Source organism: Stenotrophomonas sp. RG-453 (assembly GCF_033843685.1).
In the GTDB taxonomy this organism is placed as follows: Bacteria; Pseudomonadota; Gammaproteobacteria; order Xanthomonadales; family Xanthomonadaceae; genus Stenotrophomonas; species Stenotrophomonas bentonitica_A.
Window position 1 is genome coordinate 586,791 of record NZ_JAMYED010000001.1, and the last position, 23,106, is coordinate 609,896.

The 23,106-nt window shown below is 66.6% G+C and carries 21 protein-coding genes; 12 read left to right on the top strand and 9 right to left on the bottom strand.

Annotation, left to right across the window (positions count from 1 at the left end):
• Positions 1–34: 34 nt before the first annotated feature.
• Positions 35–3,076, bottom strand: coding sequence for a TonB-dependent receptor (locus tag NJD74_RS02480; protein WP_319623604.1), 3,042 nt, complete (start codon positions 3,074–3,076; stop codon positions 35–37).
• A gap of 272 nt (positions 3,077–3,348) precedes the next feature.
• Here NJD74_RS02480 and dcd point away from each other — a divergent pair, with 272 nt between their 5' ends.
• A complete protein-coding gene (gene dcd, locus NJD74_RS02485) occupies positions 3,349–3,921 on the top strand; it encodes a dCTP deaminase (RefSeq protein ID WP_019182646.1) in 573 nt (190 codons plus the stop codon).
• Positions 3,922–4,163: 242 nt separating this feature from the next.
• On the opposite strand, the gene NJD74_RS02490 is transcribed toward dcd, so the two are convergent.
• The 3 genes from NJD74_RS02490 to NJD74_RS02500 are packed head-to-tail and all read right to left on the bottom strand — an operon-like array spanning position 4,164 to position 5,440.
• Complete coding sequence (locus NJD74_RS02490) at positions 4,164–4,328, bottom strand: DUF5668 domain-containing protein (protein ID WP_167390309.1); 165 nt, start codon at positions 4,326–4,328, stop codon at positions 4,164–4,166.
• 15 nt (positions 4,329–4,343) lie between these two features.
• Complete coding sequence (locus NJD74_RS02495) at positions 4,344–4,766, bottom strand: HIT family protein (protein WP_019182648.1); 423 nt, start codon at positions 4,764–4,766, stop codon at positions 4,344–4,346.
• Positions 4,763–5,440 (bottom strand): dienelactone hydrolase family protein, encoded by a 678-nt coding sequence (locus tag NJD74_RS02500; RefSeq protein WP_319623605.1) that lies wholly within the window; start codon positions 5,438–5,440, stop codon positions 4,763–4,765. Before NJD74_RS02500 ends, NJD74_RS02495 begins: the two co-directional genes overlap by 4 nt.
• A 203-nt stretch (positions 5,441–5,643) precedes the next feature.
• Between NJD74_RS02500 and rimO the strand changes: the two genes are divergently transcribed.
• Both rimO and NJD74_RS02510 read left to right on the top strand, forming a co-directional pair.
• The gene (rimO, locus tag NJD74_RS02505; protein ID WP_261997113.1) at positions 5,644–7,008 is read left to right on the top strand and encodes a 30S ribosomal protein S12 methylthiotransferase RimO; all 1,365 of its coding nucleotides are present in this window, start codon (positions 5,644–5,646) and stop codon (positions 7,006–7,008) included.
• On the top strand, positions 7,008–7,838 hold the full coding sequence (locus tag NJD74_RS02510) for a DUF3025 domain-containing protein (RefSeq protein ID WP_102788255.1): 831 nt from the start codon (positions 7,008–7,010) through the stop codon (positions 7,836–7,838). The genes rimO and NJD74_RS02510 overlap by 1 nt, the downstream gene beginning before the upstream one ends.
• Before the next feature lie 139 nt (positions 7,839–7,977).
• Here the strand turns inward: NJD74_RS02510 and greB are convergent, their stop codons facing one another.
• Together greB and NJD74_RS02520 are read right to left on the bottom strand one after the other, a co-directional pair.
• Positions 7,978–8,481, bottom strand: coding sequence for a transcription elongation factor GreB (greB, locus tag NJD74_RS02515; RefSeq protein WP_019182651.1), 504 nt, complete (start codon positions 8,479–8,481; stop codon positions 7,978–7,980).
• A gap of 55 nt (positions 8,482–8,536) precedes the next feature.
• A complete protein-coding gene (locus NJD74_RS02520) occupies positions 8,537–10,042 on the bottom strand; it encodes a helicase HerA-like domain-containing protein (protein WP_102788067.1) in 1,506 nt (501 codons plus the stop codon).
• A 121-nt stretch (positions 10,043–10,163) separates the two neighbouring features.
• Between NJD74_RS02520 and NJD74_RS02525 the strand changes: the two genes are divergently transcribed.
• Together NJD74_RS02525 and NJD74_RS02530 are read left to right on the top strand one after the other, a co-directional pair.
• A complete protein-coding gene (locus NJD74_RS02525) occupies positions 10,164–11,768 on the top strand; it encodes a transglycosylase SLT domain-containing protein (RefSeq protein WP_102788066.1) in 1,605 nt (534 codons plus the stop codon).
• A 114-nt stretch (positions 11,769–11,882) separates the two neighbouring features.
• Positions 11,883–12,224: a ribonuclease E inhibitor RraB gene (locus NJD74_RS02530; protein ID WP_070425601.1), complete on the top strand. Its 342-nt coding sequence runs from the start codon at positions 11,883–11,885 to the stop codon at positions 12,222–12,224.
• 98 nt (positions 12,225–12,322) lie between these two features.
• On the opposite strand, the gene asd is transcribed toward NJD74_RS02530, so the two are convergent.
• Together asd and NJD74_RS02540 are read right to left on the bottom strand one after the other, a co-directional pair.
• A complete protein-coding gene (gene asd, locus NJD74_RS02535; protein ID WP_319623606.1) occupies positions 12,323–13,165 on the bottom strand; it encodes an archaetidylserine decarboxylase in 843 nt (280 codons plus the stop codon).
• Entirely contained in the window at positions 13,162–13,812 is a 651-nt protein-coding gene (locus NJD74_RS02540) for an SCO family protein (RefSeq protein ID WP_121038474.1), read from the bottom strand. Before NJD74_RS02540 ends, asd begins: the two co-directional genes overlap by 4 nt.
• A gap of 147 nt (positions 13,813–13,959) precedes the next feature.
• On the opposite strand from NJD74_RS02540, the gene prmB reads away from it, so the two are divergent.
• The 7 genes from prmB (at position 13,960) to NJD74_RS02575 (ending at position 21,994) form a co-directional block, all read left to right on the top strand.
• Entirely contained in the window at positions 13,960–14,889 is a 930-nt protein-coding gene (prmB, locus tag NJD74_RS02545; RefSeq protein WP_019182657.1) for a 50S ribosomal protein L3 N(5)-glutamine methyltransferase, read from the top strand.
• Positions 14,886–15,989 (top strand): chorismate synthase, encoded by a 1,104-nt coding sequence (gene aroC / locus NJD74_RS02550; RefSeq protein ID WP_070425600.1) that lies wholly within the window; start codon positions 14,886–14,888, stop codon positions 15,987–15,989. The genes prmB and aroC overlap by 4 nt, the downstream gene beginning before the upstream one ends.
• Positions 15,982–17,037: a D-glycerate dehydrogenase gene (locus NJD74_RS02555; RefSeq protein ID WP_319623607.1), complete on the top strand. Its 1,056-nt coding sequence runs from the start codon at positions 15,982–15,984 to the stop codon at positions 17,035–17,037. The genes aroC and NJD74_RS02555 overlap by 8 nt, the downstream gene beginning before the upstream one ends.
• A 206-nt stretch (positions 17,038–17,243) precedes the next feature.
• Positions 17,244–18,269, top strand: coding sequence for an aspartate-semialdehyde dehydrogenase (locus NJD74_RS02560; RefSeq protein ID WP_319623608.1), 1,026 nt, complete (start codon positions 17,244–17,246; stop codon positions 18,267–18,269).
• 88 nt (positions 18,270–18,357) lie between these two features.
• Positions 18,358–20,421 (top strand): FimV/HubP family polar landmark protein, encoded by a 2,064-nt coding sequence (locus NJD74_RS02565; protein ID WP_319623609.1) that lies wholly within the window; start codon positions 18,358–18,360, stop codon positions 20,419–20,421.
• A 146-nt stretch (positions 20,422–20,567) separates the two neighbouring features.
• Positions 20,568–21,341, top strand: a complete 774-nt coding sequence (truA, locus tag NJD74_RS02570; RefSeq protein ID WP_046273243.1) for a tRNA pseudouridine(38-40) synthase TruA — start codon at positions 20,568–20,570, stop codon at positions 21,339–21,341.
• Positions 21,338–21,994, top strand: a complete 657-nt coding sequence (locus NJD74_RS02575; protein ID WP_019182664.1) for a phosphoribosylanthranilate isomerase — start codon at positions 21,338–21,340, stop codon at positions 21,992–21,994. Before truA ends, NJD74_RS02575 begins: the two co-directional genes overlap by 4 nt.
• Positions 21,995–22,134: 140 nt before the next feature.
• Here the strand turns inward: NJD74_RS02575 and NJD74_RS02580 are convergent, their stop codons facing one another.
• The gene (locus tag NJD74_RS02580; protein ID WP_319623610.1) at positions 22,135–23,025 is read right to left on the bottom strand and encodes a LysR family transcriptional regulator; all 891 of its coding nucleotides are present in this window, start codon (positions 23,023–23,025) and stop codon (positions 22,135–22,137) included.
• Positions 23,026–23,106 lie beyond the last annotated feature (81 nt).

Below are 23,106 nucleotides of genomic sequence, written 5' to 3' on the forward strand. Positions count from 1 at the left end.
GCGGTCAAGAGAGAAAGCAACGCGGGTTTTCGACTTACCAGTCGTACTGCACCTGGAACCGGACATAGCGCGGATCGTTGAAGTACTTCGGCGTGTTGTAGTTGTAGTAGGTCCGGATGGTCGGTGCCGAGCTCGGGCGGCCGTACTTGGTTTCGTACACCTGGACCGGCTTGATGTTGTTGAAGGCGTTGATCACCGACACCTGCATGCTCAGCCCTTCCAGCCAGTTGGGCGTGTAGGTGATGTTCGGGCTGACGGTGAACTGCCACGGCGTGCGGCCAGCGCTGCCCACCTTGGAGATCTCGTCGGTACCCTGTTCGCAGGTGTGGAACACGCCGGTATAACCGTACTCGGTGTCGAAGCTGCCCCAGCCGCCACCGAGGCAGCTTTTCGGTGCGCCGGACTGGGCCAGCACGTTGACGCCGACCGACCACTCGTCGGTGAACTTGAAGCCGCCGAAGAGCTTGAAGCTGTGGCGGTGGTCGTTGAACAGGTAGCCGTCGGCGCCGTACATGATCTCGGCAAAGTCGAAGTCCGAGGTCGTGCCGGTGTCATCCTGGCCGTTGGTGCTCTTGACCAGACCTTCGTAGTTGCCCTCCAGCTTGGACCAGGTGTAGGAGAGGCTGGCGTACCAGCGCTCGGTCTGCTTGTCCGCGCTCAGGGTGACGGCCTTGTAGGTGCGCTTGGCCTTCGGGCCCAGCGTATCGCCCGGCACATTGATCTCTTCCACCGTGCCATCGCCGTCGACATCCAGGGTGACGTTCAGGTCGCTGCCCGGGTTGTAGATCCAGCAGCCCGGCAGGCCTTCCGGCACGGTCCACGGGTCGGACCAGTTGGACAGGTCATAGCCGGCGGCAACCGCTGCGTTGTAGAGCGAACGCGAATCGCAGGTGTCATCGATCGCATTGTTGATGCGACGGTAGGTGGCCTTGATGCCCACGGTCCAGTCGTTGAAGAAATCGACCGACGAATTGATCTGCTGCTGGTAGCCCAGGATGACTTCGTCCTGGGTGTACGGCTTCAGGCCCCGCGACGCGACCGCGCGCGGATCAGGCGTAGCACCGCTTTCGCCGTTGATCACTGCGTCATACGCACCGTCCTCGAAGCTGCCGGTGACGATCGGCGAGCCGTTCGGATTGATGCCGCTGTAGGTGAAATACTCGTCCAGATAGTACGAGGCACTGGCCGCGCGCAGCGCGACGTTGGCTGCGATCGGCAGCGAGTACCGGCCAACCGAGGCGAACAGCTTGCTGCGACCGTCGCCCAGGATATCCCAGGAGAAGCCTGCACGCGGCTGCCAGATGTCATCCTGCTTGACGAAGGAGATGCCGTCCGAGTTCTTGTTGTCGAACGAGTCATTGCGGATGCCCGCATACAGCATCAAGTTCGGTGTGATCTGCCAGTTGTCCTGCAGGTACCACGACTGCTGCTTGATCTCGATGGAGCCACCGTTGCGGAAGTTCACCCGCTCGGCATAGTCATCTTCCAGATACCACAAGGCCCCGCCGGAGTAGGACGTGCCCTGCACGGAGGTCCATTTCTCGTCGCTGTAGCCGAAGCCGATCTTGTGGTCGCCCAGCTGCCAGTCGAGATCCAGGCGGGTGCCTTTGCGCTCGTTGCGGCCGCCGAAGATGCCGACGGTGCTGGCCACGGCGCAGCCGATCTGGCGGCCGGTCCCGCCGGTCTCGGACCGGTAGTCCAGAACGTAGGGGCAGCTGCCCTGCGGGCTGTTGATGTCGCCGTCGTAGGTGCTCATCACACCGTCGGGGCTGATCGTGTGCTCCGAGCTGCGGTTGCGCATCTGGCCGTACTGCAGCGATGCAGTCAGGTTGTCGGTCAGGTAGCTGGTCCACTTGAAGACGTCGGTCTGGCCGCCGGACTTGCCGATCAGCGCGCCGAGGGCGCTGGTCTTGGCCGGTTCGCCACCACTGCTGGGATCATCATAGGCAGCGTTGTAGTAGTCGTAATTGTAGCGGCGGCTGTTGTCGAAACCGGTGTACTCGAGGTGGTTGCTGTCGTTGAGGTACCAGTCCAGCTTCAACAGCCAGTACGGGGTCTTGGACTCATAGTCGTAGGCCGACGTGGACAATGCGGTAGCGGAGGGCGGACGGCCATTGGTGGTGTACTGCGAGCCGCGGTTGCCGTAATTGCCGGTCTTGGAGTTGCTGAACTGGCCCATCGCAAACACGAACAGCTTGTCTTCGATCAGCGGGCCGCCGGCCCAGACGCTGTAGACGTTGGAGCTGCTGCTGTTGCGATCATAGGAACGGAAGAGCGAGCCATCGTCGTAGTACGTATCGGGCGCGCTCTCGCGAAGCGAATCCGGGGCGCCGGTCCAGCTGAAGCCACCCTTCCATTCGTTGGTGCCGCGCTTGATGTTGACGCTGGTCACGCCGCCGGTGGAGAAGCCGTACTGCGCGCCGTAACCGCCGGTCTGCACGTCCAGCTGGTCGATGGCCTGGTAGGGGATCTCGGAGAACGACAGGCTGTCGTACAGATTGGTGACGTTGAAGCCGTTGACGTAGTAGCTGTTCTCTGCGGCCGAGGCGCCGCCGAACGATGCCGGGCCGAAATATCCACTTGATGCAACGGTCCCGGGGGTGAGCAGCGAAACGCTCGTGATATCGCGTCCCACGGGGAGGGAATTGAGCTGGTCGGCGGTAAAGGTGGTGCGCGATTCCACGCTGCCGAGATCGATGGAATTGGCCGCGCCGAGCGCGCGCACATTGACCGTGTCGAGGGAGGTGGCGCCGCTGGATGCCGAGGCGAAGCTGGCAGTGGTCGACTGGCCGGCGACGACATTGACGCGCGTGGTGTTCACCGCACTGCCGCCACTGAAGGTGGTGACCTCATAAGTGCCGATGGGCAACTGCGAGAAGCTGAAGCGGCCGTCGGTTCCGACGGTGACTTCGCGGGTGGCACCGGAGGCCAGGCTCTTGACCTGAACCTTCTCCGCCGTAGCGCTGCCGTTGATGTTGCCGGAGGTGCTTTGTGCGAAAGAGGTGCCGATGCATGCGCTCAACATCAAGGCGAGTGCGGTACGGGCGAACTTGCGTCCATGGATGGTGTGTTTCATCAGATTCCTTTGCGTGATGCTTTACGGTGGCTGAATATTCCTACCTGAATCGAGTGTTCAGGCTTAATGGAACCATAATGAACAGTTCTTCGCGGCGCAACCATTCTGTAAAAATGAGATAATTAGAGGTTGTATGTCTCACTTTAGAGTGAGAGTGGTTAGGCTGATTCGAGCCTTTCCCGGTCACGCTGAAGCGCGTAGGCGAGCATCACAGGTCGCTGTAGAATCGCTGGCCCGGGCGTCTGTCCAATTGTTCCCAGCCAGGATCGAACATGAGCATCAAGAGTGACCGCTGGATCCGTCAGATGGCCGAGCAGCACGGCATGATCGAGCCGTTCGAAGCTGGCCAGGTCAAGCAGGCCAACGGCCAGCGCATCGTCAGCTACGGCACCTCCAGCTACGGCTACGACGTCCGTTGCTCGCGCGAGTTCAAGGTGTTCACCAACATCAACTCCACCATCGTGGACCCGAAGCACTTCGATCCGGGCAGCTTCGTGGACATCGTGGGTGATGAGTGCATCATCCCGCCCAACAGCTTCGCGCTGGCGCGCACCGTGGAGTACTTCCGCATCCCGCGCGACACGCTCGTGGTGTGCCTGGGCAAAAGCACCTACGCGCGCTGCGGCATCATCGTCAACGTGACCCCGCTGGAGCCGGAGTGGGAAGGGCATGTGACCCTGGAATTCAGCAATACCACGCCGCTGCCGGCGCGCATCTATGCCAATGAAGGCGTGGCCCAGATGCTGTTCTTCCAGGCCGACAAGGACGATATCTGCGAGACGTCCTACAAGGACCGCGGCGGCAAGTACCAGGGCCAGACCGGCGTGACCCTGCCGCGGACCTGATGATCATGCGGGTGGCGCTGCGCACCTGATCGATCCCCGGGCGTGCTGCCGCGTCCGCGCCTGGTGGAGCCGACCGTTGGTCGGCTGCTTCTGCGGTTACCGTGACCCATCAAGGGGCGACCACAAAAAAAGCGCGGAGTACTCCGCGCTTTTTTTGTGGCTTGGTCCGACGTGCGGCGTGGTGACCAAAAGCAGCGGACCCAAAAGCAGCGGGCCGAAAAGCAGCGGACCAACGGTCCGCTCTACTTGCGGCCGAACAGCAGGCCGATGCCAACCGCCACCAGCACGACCGGCCACCAGGTGAGGATCAGCTTTCCCATGTTCATGTTGGTCCAGCCCAGATTGCTGGCCAGCAGGAACAGGCCGACAAGGATCAGGACGATGGCGGCGACAAGGTTGGAACGCATCAGGGGCAGGGTCCGCTAGGGCTGGGGCGAATATCCTAGCCGTTCCTTCCAGAGTGCGACACGCTCGGCCAGCACCTCCGGGTCAAAACGGTGTGCCTGCCCCTGGCCCCAGACCGGACCCGGCCATGCCGGATCGCCGACATGGCGCCCGATCACATGGAAATGCAGCTGGCGCACGATGTTGCCCAGCGAGCCGATGTTGATCTTCTCGACCCCATCGGTGCCCTTGAGCGCCTTGCACGCCCGGTTCAACTCGGTCCGCAGCTTGTCCTGCTGCTCGCCATCCAAGTCGATCCATTCGGTCACGCCACTCAGGCGTGGGACCAGGATCAGCCAGGGATACCTTTCATCGTTCATCAATCGCACTTGCGATAACGGCCCTTCTGCTACCAGTACGCTGTCGGTGGCCAGGCGTGAATCCAGTTCGAACTCGCTCATCCAAGATGCTCCGCAAAGAAGTCCAGGGTGCGTTCCAGCGCCAGGTGGGCGCTGTCTGGATCATACGCATGTCCGACGCTGCGGTTGAAGGCATGATCGGCCGGGTAGACGAACGTGGCCATCTGCGGCAGCTTCTCGCGGTGGGCCTTGATCGCTTCAGGCGGGATGCTCTTGTCCTGGGCGCCGAAGTGGAACATGACCGGCGCCTTGGGCGCTTCGTCCAGGTACTTCACATTGCGGGCGCCGTAATAGCTGACCGAGGGCAGGCCCAGGCGCAGCGCGGAGAGCAGGGCGATGCTGCCGCCCCAGCAGTAGCCCACCGTGCCGACCTTGCCAGCCGGTGCCAGCCGCGACGCGGCGGCCCGGACGATCTCCAGCGCTTTTTCCACCCCGAGTTCGTCCACCATCTGCAGGCCGGCGGCCACGCCTTCACTGTCGTAAGGCAGTGAAGGCGGTTCGGTCCCGTCCGGGGCCGAGTCGGCCAGGTCGAAGAACGAGGGGGCCAGCACCGCATAGCCCTTGGCGGCATAGTCGTCGGCCACCGCGCGGATGTGCGGGTTGGCACCGAAAATCTCCTGGATCACCACCAGGCCCCCGCGAGGTTTGCCTGCCGGCGTTGCCTGCCAGGCGCGGACCGGTCCGTAATGCGTATCGAGCGTGATCCACTCACCCATGGTGCGAGACTCCGTTGGTTCAGGCATTCATTATCGGCCCCGCGCGGGTTAGCGTGATGTCAGCGGGCATGCGGTATCTGGCGGGATCGACCCGATCCGGTTCAGGGGCGCGGGCTGAACGCCGGTATACTTGCCGCCGTTTCCGGCCCCAGGTCCCCACGCCATTCCGGCATGGGCCCAGGCCCCCAGAGTCCTTGCGATCCATGTCCCAGCTGAACCCCAAAGTCGGCTTCGTCAGCCTTGGCTGCCCGAAGGCCCTTGTCGATTCCGAGCGCATCCTGACCCAGCTGCGGTCCGAGGGCTACGACATCGTTCCCTCTTATGACTCGGCCGACGTGGTGGTGGTCAACACCTGCGGCTTCATCGATTCGGCCGTGACCGAGTCGCTGGATGCGATCGGCGAGGCGATGAACGCCAATGGCAAGGTGATCGTCACCGGTTGCCTGGGCAAGCGCCCGGAGCAGATCCGCGAGGCCTACCCGAACGTGCTGGCGGTGTCCGGTCCGCAGGACTACATGAGCGTGATGGAGGCCGTGCACGCCGCGCTGCCGCCCAAGCACGATCCCTTCGTGGATCTGGTGCCCGATTACGGCATCAAGCTGACCCCGCGCCATTACGCGTACCTGAAGATTTCCGAAGGCTGCAACCACAAGTGCAGCTTCTGCATCATCCCCTCGATGCGCGGCAAGCTGGTCTCGCGCCCGGTGGATGAGGTGCTGCGCGAAGCCGAGCGGCTGGTGCGTGGTGGCGTCAAGGAACTACTGGTGGTGTCCCAGGACACCTCGGCCTATGGCGTGGACGTGAAGTACGCCGAGCGCATGTGGCGCGACAAGGCCTACCAGACCCGCCTGAAAGCGCTGTGCGAAGGCCTCTCCGAGCTGGATGCGTGGACCCGCATGCATTACGTCTACCCGTACCCGCACGTGGACGAGATCGTGCCGCTGATGGCCGAGAACCGGATCCTGCCGTACCTGGATATCCCGTTCCAGCATGCCAGCCCGCGCATCCTCAAGCTGATGAAGCGCCCGGGCGCGGTCGACAAGACGCTCGAGCGCGTGCAGCGCTGGCGCCAGCTGTGCCCGGACATCACGGTGCGCTCGACCTTCATCGTCGGCTTCCCCGGCGAGACCGATGCCGAGTTCGAGGAGCTGCTGAGCTTCCTGGACGAGGCGCAGCTGGACCGCGTCGGTGCGTTCGCTTACTCGCCGGTCACCGGCGCGACCGCCAACGATCTGCCCGGTGCGGTGCCCGAAGAAGTGAAGCAGGAGCGCCTGGCCCGCTTCATGGAGCGCCAGGCGGAGATTTCCGCCGCGCGCCTGGAAGCCAAGATCGGCACCGTGCAGCAGTGCCTGGTCGATGCCATCGAAGACGGCATCGCGGTGGCCCGTTCCAAGGCCGATGCGCCGGAGATCGACGGTCTGGTGCATATCCAGAACGCGGAAGAAGCCAAGCTGCGCGTGGGTCAGTTCGTCGATGTGGAGATCACCGAGAGCGACGACCACGATCTGTTCGGTGACGCGATCCTCGCCGCCGAAGCGCGCAAGCCGTTCGATCTGCACGTGCTGTGATCGTATCGGCGTCGGCTGCCGATACTGGCGGTCGACGCCGCTTCATCGCACCACCGCGCAACGCGGTGGATGCGGCCTGCTTCGCACAGCCGATCTATGCCGGGCTGCGCGACTTCCAGGATCTGATGGGCGCGCCCGACTGGCCCACCATCGCTGCGCTCGACGCGCGCCTCGCGTTGCCGGACAAGCATCTGGCCGAGCAGGACGAGGCGTTGCTGGCCGACGGCCTGCATTATGAAGCGCGCATCGCCGGGCGCGGCCGGATCGCCACGCGTGCGGACAACTGGCATGACTTGTTCAACGCCCTGATCTGGGCGCGTTACCCTGCCATCAAGCGCGCGCTCAACCAGCAGCAATGCCGGCACATCGCGGCGATGGCGCCGGGGCAACGCAACCGTGCGCAGGCGGCACTGACCCAGTTCGACGAGACAGGCGTGATCGTGCGGGTGCGCGACCCTGCGCTGCTGGGCGCATGGGACCGGCACGACTGGCCGGCGCTGTTCGTGGACGGAGCAGGGCACTGGCGCAACGGTGATATCGCCGTCGCGGCGGTGATCGGGCATGCGCTGCTGGAGCAGGCCCTGCTGCCGGACCGCCTGCTGGTCGGCAAGTGCGTGCTGGTACAGGGCGATGACGATGCCAGTGCGGTCGCGGCGGTGGCGCAGGCCATCGCGGACGGAGAGCGGCTTGGTGATCCGTTGGAGCTGCGTCCGTTGCCGTTGGCGGGGATTCCCGGGTGGCACGCGCGGCAGGCGGCGACCTTCTATGCGCGGGCCGACTACTTCCGCCCGTTGCGCCCGGGGCGCGTGTATCCCGCTGCGCTGGGGTGATTCGGCGGCTGCAGTGATGACATGCATCTGGTAGCACGCCGGTGGCAATGCCGTGCGCAATTCGCGCATGGCGTGGCGCTACTGCCGCTGGTTTCCAACATCCCCGGTAGATCCACGCCACGCGTCGATGCACTTGCCGTCAGCCGGGATACGCCACCGACAGGATCGCAAACCCATGGCGGCCACTGGGCAGTTCCACTTCGAACTCATCGTCCACGCGCTTCTTCAGCAATGCGCGGGCCAGGGGCGAATCGATGCTGATCCAGCCGGCACCGGCGTCGGTCTCGTCCGGGCCGACGATGCGATACACATGGATGTCGCCCGAATCGACGTTCTCCAGCTCGACCGTCGCGCCGAAGAACACGGCGTTCGGATCGGTCGGCGCCGTATCGACGATGCGCAGCGCCTCCAGTCGCTTGGTCAGGTAACGCACGCGCCGGTCGATCTCGCCCAGCTGCTTCTTGCGGTAGGTGTACTCGGCATTCTCGGAGCGGTCGCCTTCCGCGGCGGCTGCGGCCAGGGCCTTCACTACCTCCGGGCGCTTGTGCCGCCACAGTTCATCCAGTTCGGTCTTCAGCCGCTGGTGGCCCTGTGCGGTGATCAGGGCCGTGCTTTTTTCCGCGGGGGGACGCCAACGCGACATCAGGTCTGCTTGTGCTCGTCAAAAGGTGCCGCGCCATGCGGCGCGACACGGAGTATCAGCGCTTTCCGCCGAAAATACCGCCCAGCAGGCCGCGCACGATCTGGTTGCCCAGCTTGGTGCCGACGGTGCGCGTGGTCTGCTTGGCCATGGTCTCGATCATGCCCTGGCGGCGCTTGGTGCCGAAGATCGCATCCTTGATACTCTGGCCGAAGCCGCCTTCCTGCGCCTCATCCTGCTGACGGGTGCGGGCCTTGGGCGCATCCGACTGCTCGACCGTCTTCTGCGCGCGCTGCGCCAGCCGTTCCGCAGCCGATTCGCGGTTGATCGCGGTGTCATAGCGCGTGCCGACCGGACTGCCGGCACGCACCTGCGCACGTTCGGCCTCGCCGATCGCACCCATCCGGCAGCGCGGCGGCGCGATCTGGGTCTGCTGCACGGGCGAGGGGATGCCCTTGTCCTGCAGGGTGGAGACCAGCGCCTCGCCGGTACCCAGCTTGGCCAGCGTGGCAGCCACATCCAGTTTCGGATTGGGCACGAAGGTTTCGGCGGCCACCTTCACCGCCTTCTGGTCGCGCGGGGTGAACGCACGCAGCGCGTGCTGCACGCGGTTGCCGAGCTGGCCAAGAATGTTGGCCGGCACGTCATCGGGGAACTGCGAGCAGAAATACACGCCCACGCCCTTGGAGCGGATCAGCCGGACGACCTGTTCGATGCGTTGCGCCAACGCCGGCGGTGCGTCATCGAAGAGCAGATGCGCTTCATCGAAGATGAAGACCAGCTTGGGCTTCTCCAGATCGCCCACTTCCGGCAGTGTTTCGAACAGCTCGGAGAGCAGCCACAGCAGGAAGGTCGAGTACAGCCGGGGTTTCAGTACCAGCTGGTCGGCGGCGAGGATGCCGATCACGCCGCGGCCGTCGTGGTTGACGCGCATGATGTCGGCCAGCTCCAGCGCAGGCTCGCCGAAGAAGGCCTCGCCGCCGTCCTGCGACAGGCGCAGCAGCGAACGCTGGATGGCCGCCACCGTCTGCGCGCTGACCAGCCCGTATTCGGTGGAGATGTCCTTGCGCTCTTCGGCGACTAGGCCGAGCAGGGCGCGCAGGTCATCCAGATCAAGCAGCAGCAGGCCGCGGTCGTCGGCAAGCTTGAACACGATGTCCAGCACGCCGGCCTGGGTGTCGTTGAGCTCCAGGATGCGGGCGAGCAGGGTCGGGCCCATCTCGCTCACCGTGGTGCGCACCGGGTGGCCGAGCTTGCCGTACAGGTCCCAGAAAATGGTCGGGCTGGCGGCGGGCGCGTAGTCGGCCACGCCCAGGTCCTTCGCGCGCTGCAGCAGCGCCTCGGTCCCGGCGCCGGCCACGGCCAGGCCGGACACGTCACCCTTCACATCCGCCAGGAACACCGGCACGCCGATCCGCGAGAAGCCTTCGGCCAGCGTCATCAGGGTGACGGTCTTGCCGGTACCGGTCGCGCCGGCCACCAGGCCGTGCCGGTTGCCCAGCCGCGGCAACAGGGTGACGGGGATATCGTCGGTGATGCCTTTGCCGAGCAGAATCGGATCCATGGTCAACTCGCAGTGTGAATAGGCGGGATTCTAAACGTCGGCACTGACCGGCCGGCAGACGGGTTGCCCCGATGCAAGCGGCACGGCTACTCTGCCCCATCGTTCGCACACAGTGCCAAAAATGCCCGTTCCTGTCTTGCTTGTCCGTGGTTGGCCGTTGCTGGCGGTCGCCGCGATGCTGTCGTTCGTCCCCGAGGCCCATGCCCAGCGCGTCTCCGCCCGCGACAAGGCCAAGGTGGAGGCGCTCGATCAGCGCATGACTGCCGCCGAGAAGCGCTACAACGCGGCGCTGGTGCTGGTGAACAATGCCGACCCGAAAGGCACCAACGAGGCCGATGCCGCGCTGGAGGACATGGAGGATGTGATCAGCGCCTGCGTGGCCCAGAAGGGCTGCCAGGTCAGCAACCTGCTGCCGACCTACAAGCGCCTGCTCAAGAGCAACGCCGACAGCCAGCAGGACAGCGAGGACGGCACCGTCATCGCCGACGGCACCCTGCTGGAGGCCGACCCGGACCATGTCGGCCCGCTGGCTGCCGACGTGCCCGAAGCTGCCCGCGCCGCAGCGCTGCTCAATGACAAGCGCCACGCCTTCGACACCATGGTCGAGTACAACCCGGCCGTGCAGGCGGGCATCCGCCGCTGGCTGACCGACATGCGCCCGGCGCTGCTCACCAGCTACGAGAACTACCAGAACCTGCGGGCGGTGATGTGGCCGGAGTGGGAAAAGCGTGGCCTGCCCGAAGCGTTGCTGTTCGGCATCATGGCCAAGGAATCCAACGGGCGGGTGCATGCGTCCTCGCGTGCGGGCGCGGCGGGGTTGATGCAGTTCATGCCGGCCACCGGCCGTCGTTTCGGCCTGGGCCCGGATGGCACCGGCTTCGACACCCGCTTCGATGCGCGCAGCGCGGCCGAGGCCAGCGCCACCTACCTCAACGAGCGCATGCGCGAGCTCAACAACAGCGTGGAGCTGTCGCTGGCCGGTTACAACGGCGGTGAGGGCCGTGCCATCCGGGTGTTCCGCCAGTATCCGGGCCAGAGCTTCTGGACCGACAGCGTCTACAACCAGTTCCCGGGCGAGACCAAGGACTACGTGCCGATGGTGATCGCCGCGGCCTGGATCTATCTGCACCCGCAGCAGTACGGCGTGGAGTTCCCGAAGATCAGCGCACAGCCGGCCACCATCCGCCTGGCCAAGTCGACCACGATCTATGAACTGACCATCTGCCTGGGCAGCACCGGCACCCGCGACGGCTACATGCGCGCGCTGCGCAACCTCAACCCGCGCTATGAGGCCGATGGCTGGATTCCGGCCGGCACCACGATCAACGCGACCACCCGCATCGCCGGGCTGTACAACCGCTTCTGTGTCAGCGGCCCGCGTGCCGATCTGGCCCGCACCCTGATCACCGCCGACCTCAATGCGGCGATCGTGCGTCCCACGGCCGTCAGCTACACCGGCAACGTGGCGGTGGGCAGCGTGGTCCCGGTCGCCCAGGCCCAGGCCATGCCGGCGGTGACCCCGGCTGCGCCCGTCGCCGTGCCGGTCGCCAAGCCGAAGGCCAAGCCGGCCCGCAGTTACAAGGTCGGCAAAGGCGAGACCCTTGGCAAGATCGCGGCCAGGTTCCAGTGCGACGTACCGACCCTGGCCCGGGCCAACGGCCTCAAGGCGCCGGCCTATTCGCTCAAGCAGGGCCAGAGCATCAAGCTGCAGGGCTGCGACAAGTAAGCCATAACCGGGTAGGCTCGCCGGCATCACGCCTGCGGCCGCCCGGCGCAGCACATCCATCGCAGCGTCGGCCACGGGTCGGTGCTCACCGCAACACGCAGACAGGACAGCAAGATGGATATCACCGCGATCAACGAGATGTTCGCCAACATCCGTGAAAACACCGATTGGGACCTCAACGGCCCGATGCTGTGGGGCTACTTCTTCGTCAACACCACCCCGGAGCCACTGCACGGCCTGGGCGAGAAGCTGGTCGAGATGGGGTACACCCTGGTGGAAGTGTTCGAGCCGGACCTGGAAGAGGGCGAGGCCCCGTACCACGTGCTGCACGTGGAGCGCGCCGAGGTCCACACCGAAGCCTCGCTGGATGCCCGCAACCACGAGCTGCAGGCGCTGGCCGAAGCGAACGGCGTGGAAGACTACGACGGTATGGACGTCGGCCCGGTCGAGGTCTGATCGAGCGGAACATCGCACACAAAAAAACGCCCCGGTTTCCCAGGGCGTTTTTTATGGGCGTGAGCCCGGGTAGTGCCGGCCATGTGCCGGCACTACCGTCACTTCAGGGTGGCCAGCGCCTGCCCCAACTGCACCGCATGCTCGGCGTCCAGATGCGGCGCGAACTCGGCCACGCCCGGGGGCAGCAGCACGATCACGGTCGAGCCGTAATTGAAGCGCGCCATCTCCGCAAAGCGCTCCAGGGTGATGCCCTTGCCGCGGTAATCCTTGCGCGTGATCGTATCGCCGTAGGCCGGAATTTCCTCGCCGCCCCACACCGTCTCCACGCCGGAGACCAGCAGCGCGCCGACCATCACCGAGACCATCGGGCCGAAGTCCGTATCGAAGTGACAGACCAGGCGTTCGTTGCGGGCGAACAACCCCGGCACCCTGTTCACCGCGGCCGGGCCGACGCTGAACAACCGCCCCGGCACGTGCACGGTCTCGCGCAGCGTGCCGGTCCACGGCATGTGCACGCGGTGGTAATCCTTCGGCGAGAGATACACCGTGGCGAACAGGCCGTGGTGGAAGACTTCCGCATCCTTGGCATCGCCCAGCAGTTCGGCGGCGGTGAAGGACTGCCCCTTGGCCTGGAAGATGCGCCCGTCCTCGATCGTGCCCAGCTGGCTGATCCGGCCGTCGGCCGGCATGACCAGCGTGCGCGGATCGGCATCGGCCACGCGCGCGCCCGGCTTCAACGCACGGGTGAAGAACTGATTGAAGGTGCGGTAGCTGCGCGGGTCCGGGTTGGCGGCTTCGGCCAGGTTCACGCCGAACTTGGCGGTCACGGTATCGATCAGCCAGCGCGAGATCCGCGGGTTGCTCGAGTACGCCAGTCTGCGCGCCATGGACGACAGCAGGCGGTGGGGCAGGGCGTAGCTCAGCGTGGTCATCAAACTCATGGGGCGGATTTCTCGGTCAGCAGTTGCAGGTCGCGGGCGATCGCCTGCGCTTGGAAAGGAGGGCGGATCAGGCCGGCCAGGCGGCCTTCCGGGTCCAGCACGGCCAGGCTGGCCGAGTGCTCGAGGGTGTAGTCCTCGGGGTTTTCATCGAAATGCTTGCCCGGCACCTTCTGGAACACGAAGCCCAGCGAGGTGGCGAAGCGCTCCAGCGAGGGCACATCCGCCGTGGCCGCCAGCGTGTCCTTGTGGAAGGCGTGGACGTACTCGCCCAGCCGCGCCGGGGTGTCGCGCTCGGGATCGACCGAAATGAAGACCAGCCGCGGGCGCAGTGTTTCAGGCAGGGCTTCCCACTGCTTCTGGGCCTGGGCCAGATCGGCCAGCGTGGTCGGGCAGACGTCCGGGCAGAAGGTGAAGCCGAGGAACACCAGGGTCCAATGGCCCTTCAGCTCGCCGGGGATCAGGCGGGTGCCGTCGGACTGGCCGAGGTTGAAATCGGGCAGCGGGCGCGGCTGCGGGTAGAACGTGATCGATTCCGTGGCGGGGCGGTCACCGCCCGGCTTGGGCGCGAAGACCTTCTGGGCCACGACCAGGCCCAGCCCGGCGGCCAGGGCGATCAGCAGGATGATGCCGACATTGCGATTGAACATAAGGGCCCCGTCCCGGAAGTGGCCACCATGATAGAGGGATGCGGGCGGTGGCGTCCCATGCGGCAGCCGCACCCGTTTCGACTGCAACGGATGCCCCGGCCCGCCCCAGCGCCTATAATCGAGGGCCACTTTGTCTGTTGCCCCGCCATGACTGCCGAAACGGCCGCCGAACTCCACACGATCATCGACCTGATCCGCTACGGCACCAGCCGTTTCAACGCCGCCGGGCTGACCTTCGGGCACAGCTACGACAACGCCCTGGACGAAGCCACCCAGCTGGTCCTGCACAGCCTGCACCTGCCGCACGACCTTGGCCCGGCCTATGGCCAGGCGCGCCTGCTGCAGGACGAAAAGGTCCGCGTGCTGGAGCTGTTCCAGCGCCGTATCGACGAGCGCATCCCGGCCGCCTACCTGACCGGTGAGGCCTGGTTCGCCGGCCTGAGCTTCAAGAGCGACGCGCGCGCCCTGGTGCCGCGCTCGCCGATCGCCGAACTGATCGAGTGCGGCTTCGAGCCGTGGCTGGCCGGCCGCGATGTTCATCGCGCCCTCGACCTGTGCACCGGCTCGGGCTGCATCGCCATCGCCATGGGCCACTACTACCCGAACTGGGAAGTGGACGGTGTGGACCTCAGCGACGAGGCCCTGTCGCTGGCCGAAGAGAACAAGGAACGGCTGCAGACGCCGAACGTCACCCTGCTCAAGTCCGACCTGTTCAACGGCCTGACCGGCCGTCATTACGACCTGATCGTCACCAATCCCCCGTACGTCACCAACGACGAGACCGATGCCCTGCCGCAGGAATACTCCTACGAGCCGGAAATGGGCCTGCGTGCCGGCGACGATGGCCTGGACCTGGTGCTGAAGATCCTGCGCGATGCCCCGCTGCACCTGAGCGAGGATGGCCTGCTGATCTGTGAAGTGGGCGAGTCCGAGCAGCACCTGTACAAGCTGCTGCCGGAAGTGGATTTCCGCTGGGTCGAGTTCAAGGTCGGCCAGATGGGCATCTTCGCCGTGGAGTGCCGCGAACTGATCGCGCACAGTGCCCGCATCACCGAACTGGCAGCGCAGCGGCCGTGAGTTCCAACAGCTTCGGCAAACTGCTGACCGTCACCACCTTCGGCGAATCGCACGGTCCGGCGATCGGCTGCGTGGTGGACGGCTGTCCGCCGGGGCTGGAGATCAGCGCCGACGAATTCGCCCACGACCTGCAGCGGCGGGCCACCGGCAAGAGCCGGCACACCTCCGCGCGGCGCGAAGCCGATGAGATCGAGATCCTGTCCGGGGTGTACGAAGGCCGTACCACCGGCACCCCGATCGGCCTGCTGATCCGCAATACCGACCAGCGCAGCAAGGATTACACCAACATCGCCCAGCAGTTCCGTCCGGGCCATGCCGACTACAGCTACTGGCAGAAGTACGGCATCCGCGATCCGCGCGGTGGCGGTCGTTCGTCCGCGCGCGAAACCACCATGCGCGTCGCTGCCGGCGTCATCGCCAAGAAGTGGCTGCTGCAGCGCCATGGCGTCACGGTGCGTGGCTATCTCTCGCAGCTGGGCGAGATCACCCCGACCGGCTTCGACTGGTCGGCGGTGGAAGACAACCCGTTCTTCTGGCCGGTCGCCGATCAGGTGCCGGCGCTGGAAAGCTACATGGATGCGCTGCGCAAGTCCGGTGATTCGGTCGGCGCGCGCGTCAACGTGGTGGCTGACGGCGTGCCGCCGGGCTGGGGCGAGCCGATCTACGGCAAGCTCGATGGCGATCTGGCGGCCGCGCTGATGAGCATCAACGCGGTCAAGGGCGTGGAGATCGGCGACGGCTTTGCCAGCGCCGCGCAGAAGGGCACCGAGCACCGTGACCTGCTCACCCCGCAGGGCTTTGCCAGCAACCATGCCGGCGGCATCCTCGGTGGCATTTCCACCGGCCAGCAGGTCACCGCCTCGATCGTGCTCAAGCCGACCTCCAGCCTGCGCCTGCCCGGTGCCACGGTGGACGCCAGCGGTGCCTCGGTCGAGGTGATCACCACCGGTCGCCACGACCCCTGCGTCGGCATCCGCGCCACGCCGATCGCCGAGGCGATGATGGCACTGGTGCTGATGGACCAGGCGCTGCGGCATCGCGCCCAGTGCGGCGATGTCGGCGAGATCACCCCGCGCATCCCGGGCACGATCGATGGCTGACCCGCGCCCCAAGGTCTGGGTCAGCCAGCCCCTGTTCGACGATGTCGTCGAGCAGCTCGGGCAGCATTTCGACCTGACCATGACCGGCGACGTCACCCGCTATACGCCGCAGGGGCTGGCCGAGCAGTTGGCTGAAGTCGATGGCGCGCTGATCACCCTCAACGAACGCATCGGCGCGGCGGAGATCGCCAACGCGCCCCGGCTGCGCGCGATCGCCAACGTCGGTGTAGGCTACAACAACCTGGATATCGACGCGCTCAGCGCCGCCGGCATCCTGGCCAGCAACACCCCGGACGTGCTGACCGAAACCACGGCCGACCTCGGCTTCGCGCTGCTGATGGCCACCGCGCGCCGCATCACCGAATCCGAGCGCTGGTTGCGCGATGGCCAATGGGGCCAGTGGTCGTTCCAGACCATGCTCGGTGCGGATATCCACGGCAGCACGCTGGGCATCCTCGGCATGGGCCGCATCGGCCAAGGCATCGCCCGCCGCGGCGCGCACGGCTTCGGCATGCGCGTGCTGTACCACAACCGCTCGCGGCTGCCCGAGGCCACCGAGTCCGAGGTCGGTGCGCAGTACGTGGACCTGGACACCCTGCTGGCGCAGGTGGATCGCCTTGTCCTGGTGCTGCCGTACAACGCCTCCTCGCATCACATCATCGATGCCGCCGCGCTGGCGAAGATGAAGCCGACCGCCACCCTGGTCAACATCGCCCGTGGCGGCATCGTCGACGAAGTGGCACTGGCCGACGCACTGGCCAACGGCCGCCTCGCCGCGGCCGGCCTGGACGTGTTCGAAGGCGAGCCCACGGTGCGCCCGGAACTGCTGGCCCTGCACAACATCGTGCTGACCCCGCATATCGGCAGCGCCAGCCAGGCCACGCGCCGGGCGATGGTGCAGCTGGCCGTGGACAACCTCACCGCCGCGCTGGGGCTGGGCCCGAACGCGGGCCACCCGCCGAGCGCGATCAACGCCGACGCTGTCGCTGCCGTGAAAACCGGCGGCGCGACCGTGGGCGGCAAAAAAATCGACGACGCAAAACGATAGGGAACCGCGCTGGCCAACAGGCGAGGTTCCCGAACCGGAAGGTGCCGACCGTCGGTCGGTACACATCCCCAAGGCACGGCAGGTACCGATCGTTGGTCGGCACGCACATTCAACATTCCGGCAGGTACCGACCGTGGGTCGGTACACATCCCCCAAACAAGGCAGGTACCGACCGTTGGTCGGTACACCCAACACGAGGTTCCCCCATGAGCAATCCAGATCGTCGTTTCCACGTCGCCGTCGTCGGTGCCACCGGTGCTGTCGGCGAAACCATGCTGGCCATCCTGGCCGAGCGCAACTTCCCGATCGCCATGCTGAGCCTGCTCGCGTCCTCGCGCTCGGCAGGTGGCGAGATCGAGTACCAGGGCGAGAAGATCAAGGTCCAGGACCTGAGCACCTTCGATCCGAACGGCGTGGACATCGCGCTGTTCTCCGCCGGGGGCAGCGTCTCCAAGGAATTTGGCCCGAAGTTCGCCGCCGCCGGTGCGGTGGTGATCGACAACTCCTCGGCCTTCCGTTACGACGATGACGTGCCGCTGGTCGTCTCCGAAGTGAACCCGGAGGCGCTGAAGCACCGCCCGCGCGGCATCATCGCCAACCCGAACTGCTCGACCATGCAGATGCTGGTCGCACTTGCCCCGCTGCACCGCCAGTACGGTATCGAGCGCATCAACGTGGCGACCTACCAGTCCGTCTCCGGCGGTGGTCGCTCGGCGCTGGAAGAGCTCGGCAAGCAGACCGGCCAGCTGCTCAGCTTCCAGGACATCGACCCGCAGCGCTTCCCGGTGCAGATCGCGTTCAACCTGATCCCGCATATCGATGACTTCCAGGACAACGGTTTCACCAAGGAAGAGATGAAGCTGGTCTGGGAAACGCGCAAGATCCTCGGCGATGACAGCATCCTGGTGAACCCGACCGCCGTGCGCGTGCCCGTGTTCTACGGTCACTCCGAAGCGGTCACCATCGAAACCCGCGACAAGGTCACCCCGGATGCCGCGCGCGAACTGCTGGCGCGTTCGCCGGGCGTGGATGTGGTGGACAAGCACGAGGCCGGTGGCTATCCGACCCCGGTCACCCATGCCTCGGGCACCGATGCCGTCTACGTTGGGCGCATCCGCGAGGATCTGTCGCACCCGCGTGGCCTGAATCTGTGGATCGTCTCGGACAACATCCGCAAGGGCGCGGCCCTCAATGCCGTGCAGCTGGCTGAGCTGGTCGCCGCCGAAGGCTGATCGCGTGGCTGTCGGCGGCATGGGGATGCCGCCGACAGCCCGCATTGAAACATCGCCGATCACGGGGGGAGCCGTTATATTGGCCGCCATGAAGAACCGGGCTCCGGGCGCAGTGCGTCCGCTCAAGTATGTATCGACGCTGCTGCTGGCCCTGGCCAGCAGTTCGGCCATGGCCCTGGGCCTGGGCGATATCCGGGTGCTGTCCAAGCCGGGCCAGCCGTTGCTGGCCGAAATCCCCGTCATTTCCGCCGATCCGTCCGAGCTGGAAAACCTCCGCGTCGCGCTGGCCTCGCCGGCGACGTTTGCCCGGGTCGGGCTGGAGCCGCCGTCCGGGCTGGTCAGCGAGCTGCAGTTCGAGTTGACCCGCAATGCGCAGGGCCGCGCCGTGGTGCGCGTGAGCAGCCAGGCACCGGTCGCCACGCCCTCGTTGAATTTCCTGATCGAAGCCGACTGGGGGCAGGGCCGCCTGGTCCGTGAGTATTCCGCCCTGGTGGACGCGCCCAACAGCGCCGCCACCGTGGCCGAGCCGGAGATCGTCGCCCCTGCCGGCGCGATGTCCAACGCCATCATCCGTGAGCCCGCACCGGAGGCCGCACCTGTTGCCGCCACGCCGTCGCGTGGTGCGCAACCGGCCACCACCCCGCGCCCGGCCGCGCCACGTGCTGCACCCACTGCGCCGGTCGCCGCTGATGGCAGCGTCACGGTGCAGCGTGGGCAGACCCTCTCGCAGATCGCCGGCTCGCTGGCCCGCGAGCAGGGCATCAACCGCGACCAGGCGATGATCGCGCTGCTGCGGGCCAATCCCGATGCCTTCATCCGTGGCAACGTGAACCTGCTCAAACAGGGCGCGGTGCTGCGCACGCCGGGCGCCGACGGGGTGGCGCAGATCGATGCAAAGCAGGCTGCGGCGATCGTGCGCGAGCACACCGCGCAGTGGCGGCAGTCGCGTGCGGCGATCCCGCAACCGGCCGACAGTGGCGTCGCCGCAGCGCCGGCACCCGCCACCGCGGCCCCGGCCGCCACCCAGGGCGCTCGCCTTGAAATCGCGCCGGCCGTTGCCGCCGCAGGCACCACCGCAGGCACAACCACCGGCACCGCTGCCGGCACCGAGGGCGACATGCTGGCTAACGAACAACTGCGACAGGCCAAGGAAGACGTTGCCACGCGCGATGCCGAGATCCAGGAACTGCGTGAGCGCGTGGCCGAGCTGGAAAAGCTCAAGGCGCAGCAGGCCTCGCTGATCGAGATGAGGGACACCGACCTGGCCGCCGCGCAACAGCGTCTGGAGCAGGCGCCCGGTACGCGCGACAGCGCCGGCGGTGGCTGGTACTGGCTGGGCCTGGTCGTGCTGCTGCTGGTGGTCGGGGGCTGGGCCCTGGTGCGCCGCCGCAAGCCGTCGCCGCTGCCGCCACTGGCGCGTGATGGGCTCGACGGCGCCTCGCTGGCCGCGGCCGTGCCGGCGGCCGATCAGGGGGACGAACTGGCCGCACAGCGCGATGACGCGCACCGCTTGCCCGACGAGCAAGCCGTTGCCGACGCCGACGTCTATGCCGGGCTGCGCCGTGAGCCGGTCTTCTCGCCCACGCCTTCCATGCACGACGCCGAGCCGCAGGTTCCTCTCGATGATCCTCGCTGGAGCGCCCCCGCGACGGACGAAGCGCCGGTGTTGCCGGAGGTCGAGGCCACCGCTGCATCCGCCTACGGCATCGAGGCCGACGCGCAGCATGTGACCGTGGACGATGCGCTGTTCCGTGACCCGGCACCGCTGATCGAGCCGCCGGCGCACGCGTTGGAAGCCCAAGCGCACCCCTCTTTCCGCGGCGTCTTCGAATTCCCGGACGAATCGGTGGCCGGCGAAGCGCACGGTTCAGAGGCGAGCGATCATCCTGAGGGTCTCGACGCTGCGCCGGTCATCGCCAGTGCGGACGACACGGCCCGCGCGGATGACATTGCCGAGGCTGCTGCTCCGCCGGCCGACGAGGCCCCCATCGCCCCGGTCGGCAGCCCTGGCCGCGACCGCCTGGAACTGGCCATTGCCTATCTGGACCTCGGTGACGCCGAGACCGCGCGCACGCTGCTGCACGAAGTGGCCGTCGGTGCCGACCCGCACAGCCAGGCCGAGGCGCGCGAACTGCTGGCGCGGCTGGGATGAGCCACGTCCGGCCGATGGCAATCCGCGCACGCCCGCTGGAGCACGTCGCGTTCGCTTCCAGCAAACCGGCCGTGTGGTCCGAGCGCGACGCTGCCTGATGCACCACCCGGCGCCTGCGCCGGTCCCCCAAAACACAGAGGTTCACCATGCGCTACGCACTGGGCGTGGAATACGACGGCAGCGAATTCAAAGGCTGGCAGCAGCTCGGTGAGAGCGGCTGCCCGAGCGTGCAGGCCAGCCTGCAGGAAGCGCTGTCCTCGGTGGCCAATGCGCCGATCCAGGTCGTGTGTGCCGGGCGTACCGATGCCGGCGTCCACGGCGAATGCCAGGTCGTGCATTTCGATACCGATGTCGTGCGCGATCCGCGCAGCTGGATGCTGGGCACCACCACCCGCCTGCCGCGTTCGATCGCCGTGCGCTGGTGCGTTCCGGTGGCCGATGAGTTCCATGCGCGCTTCGCCGCGCGCGCGCGCCGCTACCGCTATCGCCTGCTCAATCGCCAGGTCCGCCCGGCGCTGTATCGGCAGACCTTGAGCTGGGAGCGCCGGCCGCTGGATGCCGGGCTGATGCATGCGGCAGGGCAGGCCCTGCTGGGCGAGAACGACTTCAGTGCCTTCCGCAGCGTGCAGTGCGAGGCCCTGCACGCGCGCCGGAACATGCAGTCGCTCTCGGTGACCCGCCAGGGCGAGGTGGTGGAGGTCGCCGTTCAGGCCAATGCATTCCTTCATCACATGGTGCGCAATATCGTCGGTTCACTGATTCTGGTCGGTTGTGGTGAGCAACCGGTCTCGTGGATGGAGCAGTTGCTGGCCGGGCGCGACCGTACCGTCGCCGGCCCGACCGCTCCGCCGCAGGGATTGGTCTTCGTTGGTCCCCTGTACCCCGACAACTGGCAGCTGCCTGCCGAGGTCACCTTATGAGCCGCTCCTTCTACCGCACCCGTATCAAGTTCTGCGGCATGACCCGTGCCGGTGATGTGCGCCTGGCCGGCGAGCTCGGCGTGGACGCGGTCGGCTTCATCTTCGCCCGCGAGAGCAAGCGCCGGGTCGCCCCGGCCGAAGCGCGCGCGATGCGCCAGGCGATCGCGCCGATGGTGGATGTGGTGGCCTTGTTCCGCGACAACAGCAAGGAAGAGGTGCGCGAGGTACTGCGTACCGTCCGGCCGACTCTGCTGCAGTTCCACGGGGACGAAGACGAGTCGTTCTGCCGCAGCTTCAACATGCCCTACCTGAAGGCCGTGGCGATGGGCGGCAAGGATGAGGTCAACGCCCGTCAGCTGCAGCTGCGATACCCCAGCGCGGCCGGGTTCCTGTTCGACAGCCACGCTCCCGGCGGCGGCGGCGGAACCGGCGTGGCCTTCGACTGGACCCGCCTGCCGACCGGTCTGCACCGGCCGTTCCTGCTGGCCGGGGGAATCACCCCGGACAACGTCTTCGATGCGATCGTGGCGACCCTGCCATGGGGCGTGGATGTCTCCAGCGGCATCGAGTCCGAGCCGGGCATCAAGGACGGCTACAAGATGCGCAAGTTCGTGGAAGAAGTGCGTCGCGCCGATTGCCACGAAGCGGATTGATCCGCAGGCCCCACGCGTAGGCCACGACCGTTGGTCGTGGCGGCGTCATTCCGCCCGCTGCGCGGTAGTGCCGGCCGCTGGCCGGCAACCTGATGAATCTGCCGCCGTCCGGCTGGCCACGACCGTTGATCCTGGCGCGCTCATCCCGCCAGCTGCGCCGTGAGCCAGTCCGCCAGCGCATCCACCCGGGGGTCCGCCGCGCCCTCCGGGGTCGCCAGAACCCAGAACCCGCCGGTCGCGCCGAATCCCCACGGTGCCAGCAACCGACCTGCGGCCAGGTCATCGGCGACCAGCGGCTCCGGCGCGATCGCCACGCCAAGGCCCGCGACCGCCGCTTCCAGCAGGTAGTACAGATGCTCGAAGCCGCTGCCCAGCTGCAGCTGCGCCGGGTCCAGCCCATGCGACAGCGCCCATGCCGGCCATGCCTGCGGGCGCGAGGTGGTATGCAGCAGGGGCTCGGCCAGCAACGCTGCCGGCGGCTGATGGCGCAACCGTGCCGCCGCTGGGTGGTGGGGGCTGATCACCACGCCCACGCGCTCGGGGGCCAGTTCCCGCACCTGCCATCCACGCGGCCACGGTGGCTGGGCCAGCAGCAGGACCGCATCCAGGCCCTGCTGTTCGCTGGTGAAGCTGCCGTCCTGGGCAGACCAGTGCAACGGCAGCTGGGGCAGGGCGCTCTGCAGCGCCTGCAGGCGCGGAATCATCCAGCGCGCCAGGATGCTGCCACTGCAGCCGAGCACCAGCGCTTCGGGCCGCTGTTGGCGCTTGAGCGCCACGACCGCCTCGCGGATCTGTTCGAAGGCGCCTTCGCAGGCGGCCTGCAGGTCATTGCCGGCGCGGGTCAGGCGCAGCCCACGGCCTTCCCGCTGGAACAACGCAACGCCCAGGTACTCTTCGAGCAGACGCAACTGGCGGCTGATCGCGCCATGGGTGACATGCAAGGCGTCGGCCGCCCGGCCGACCCCGCCCAGGCGGGCGGCCGCCTCGAAGCTGCGCAGCGCATTGAGCGGGGGCAACGGTCCGTCGGTCATGTGAGTTTTCCTGACAGGTCGCGACAGATATTATCGATATTCCTGTCATGACAGGTGCGTTAAATTGGCAGCCTGTCTCCA

Bases quoted from the DNA above. Each gene is read 5' to 3' on its own strand.
- NJD74_RS02575 (WP_019182664.1), top strand. From the start codon at position 21,338: ATGAGCCGCTCCTTCTACCGCACCCGTATCAAGTTCTGCGGCATGACC.
- NJD74_RS02555 (WP_319623607.1), top strand. From the start codon at position 15,982: ATGGCTGACCCGCGCCCCAAGGTCTGGGTCAGCCAGCCCCTGTTCGAC.
- NJD74_RS02565 (WP_319623609.1), top strand. From the start codon at position 18,358: ATGAAGAACCGGGCTCCGGGCGCAGTGCGTCCGCTCAAGTATGTATCG.
- NJD74_RS02520 (WP_102788067.1), bottom strand. From the start codon at position 10,042: ATGGATCCGATTCTGCTCGGCAAAGGCATCACCGACGATATCCCCGTC.
- dcd (WP_019182646.1), top strand. From the start codon at position 3,349: ATGAGCATCAAGAGTGACCGCTGGATCCGTCAGATGGCCGAGCAGCAC.
- asd (WP_319623606.1), bottom strand. From the start codon at position 13,165: ATGAGTTTGATGACCACGCTGAGCTACGCCCTGCCCCACCGCCTGCTG.
- NJD74_RS02490 (WP_167390309.1), bottom strand. From the start codon at position 4,328: ATGCGTTCCAACCTTGTCGCCGCCATCGTCCTGATCCTTGTCGGCCTG.
- greB (WP_019182651.1), bottom strand. From the start codon at position 8,481: ATGTCGCGTTGGCGTCCCCCCGCGGAAAAAAGCACGGCCCTGATCACC.
- NJD74_RS02530 (WP_070425601.1), top strand. From the start codon at position 11,883: ATGGATATCACCGCGATCAACGAGATGTTCGCCAACATCCGTGAAAAC.
- NJD74_RS02580 (WP_319623610.1), bottom strand. From the start codon at position 23,025: ATGACCGACGGACCGTTGCCCCCGCTCAATGCGCTGCGCAGCTTCGAG.
- NJD74_RS02500 (WP_319623605.1), bottom strand. From the start codon at position 5,440: ATGGGTGAGTGGATCACGCTCGATACGCATTACGGACCGGTCCGCGCC.
- NJD74_RS02480 (WP_319623604.1), bottom strand. From the start codon at position 3,076: ATGAAACACACCATCCATGGACGCAAGTTCGCCCGTACCGCACTCGCC.
- NJD74_RS02495 (WP_019182648.1), bottom strand. From the start codon at position 4,766: ATGAGCGAGTTCGAACTGGATTCACGCCTGGCCACCGACAGCGTACTG.
- NJD74_RS02540 (WP_121038474.1), bottom strand. From the start codon at position 13,812: ATGTTCAATCGCAATGTCGGCATCATCCTGCTGATCGCCCTGGCCGCC.
- rimO (WP_261997113.1), top strand. From the start codon at position 5,644: ATGTCCCAGCTGAACCCCAAAGTCGGCTTCGTCAGCCTTGGCTGCCCG.
- NJD74_RS02525 (WP_102788066.1), top strand. From the start codon at position 10,164: ATGCCCGTTCCTGTCTTGCTTGTCCGTGGTTGGCCGTTGCTGGCGGTC.
- prmB (WP_019182657.1), top strand. From the start codon at position 13,960: ATGACTGCCGAAACGGCCGCCGAACTCCACACGATCATCGACCTGATC.
- truA (WP_046273243.1), top strand. From the start codon at position 20,568: ATGCGCTACGCACTGGGCGTGGAATACGACGGCAGCGAATTCAAAGGC.
- NJD74_RS02560 (WP_319623608.1), top strand. From the start codon at position 17,244: ATGAGCAATCCAGATCGTCGTTTCCACGTCGCCGTCGTCGGTGCCACC.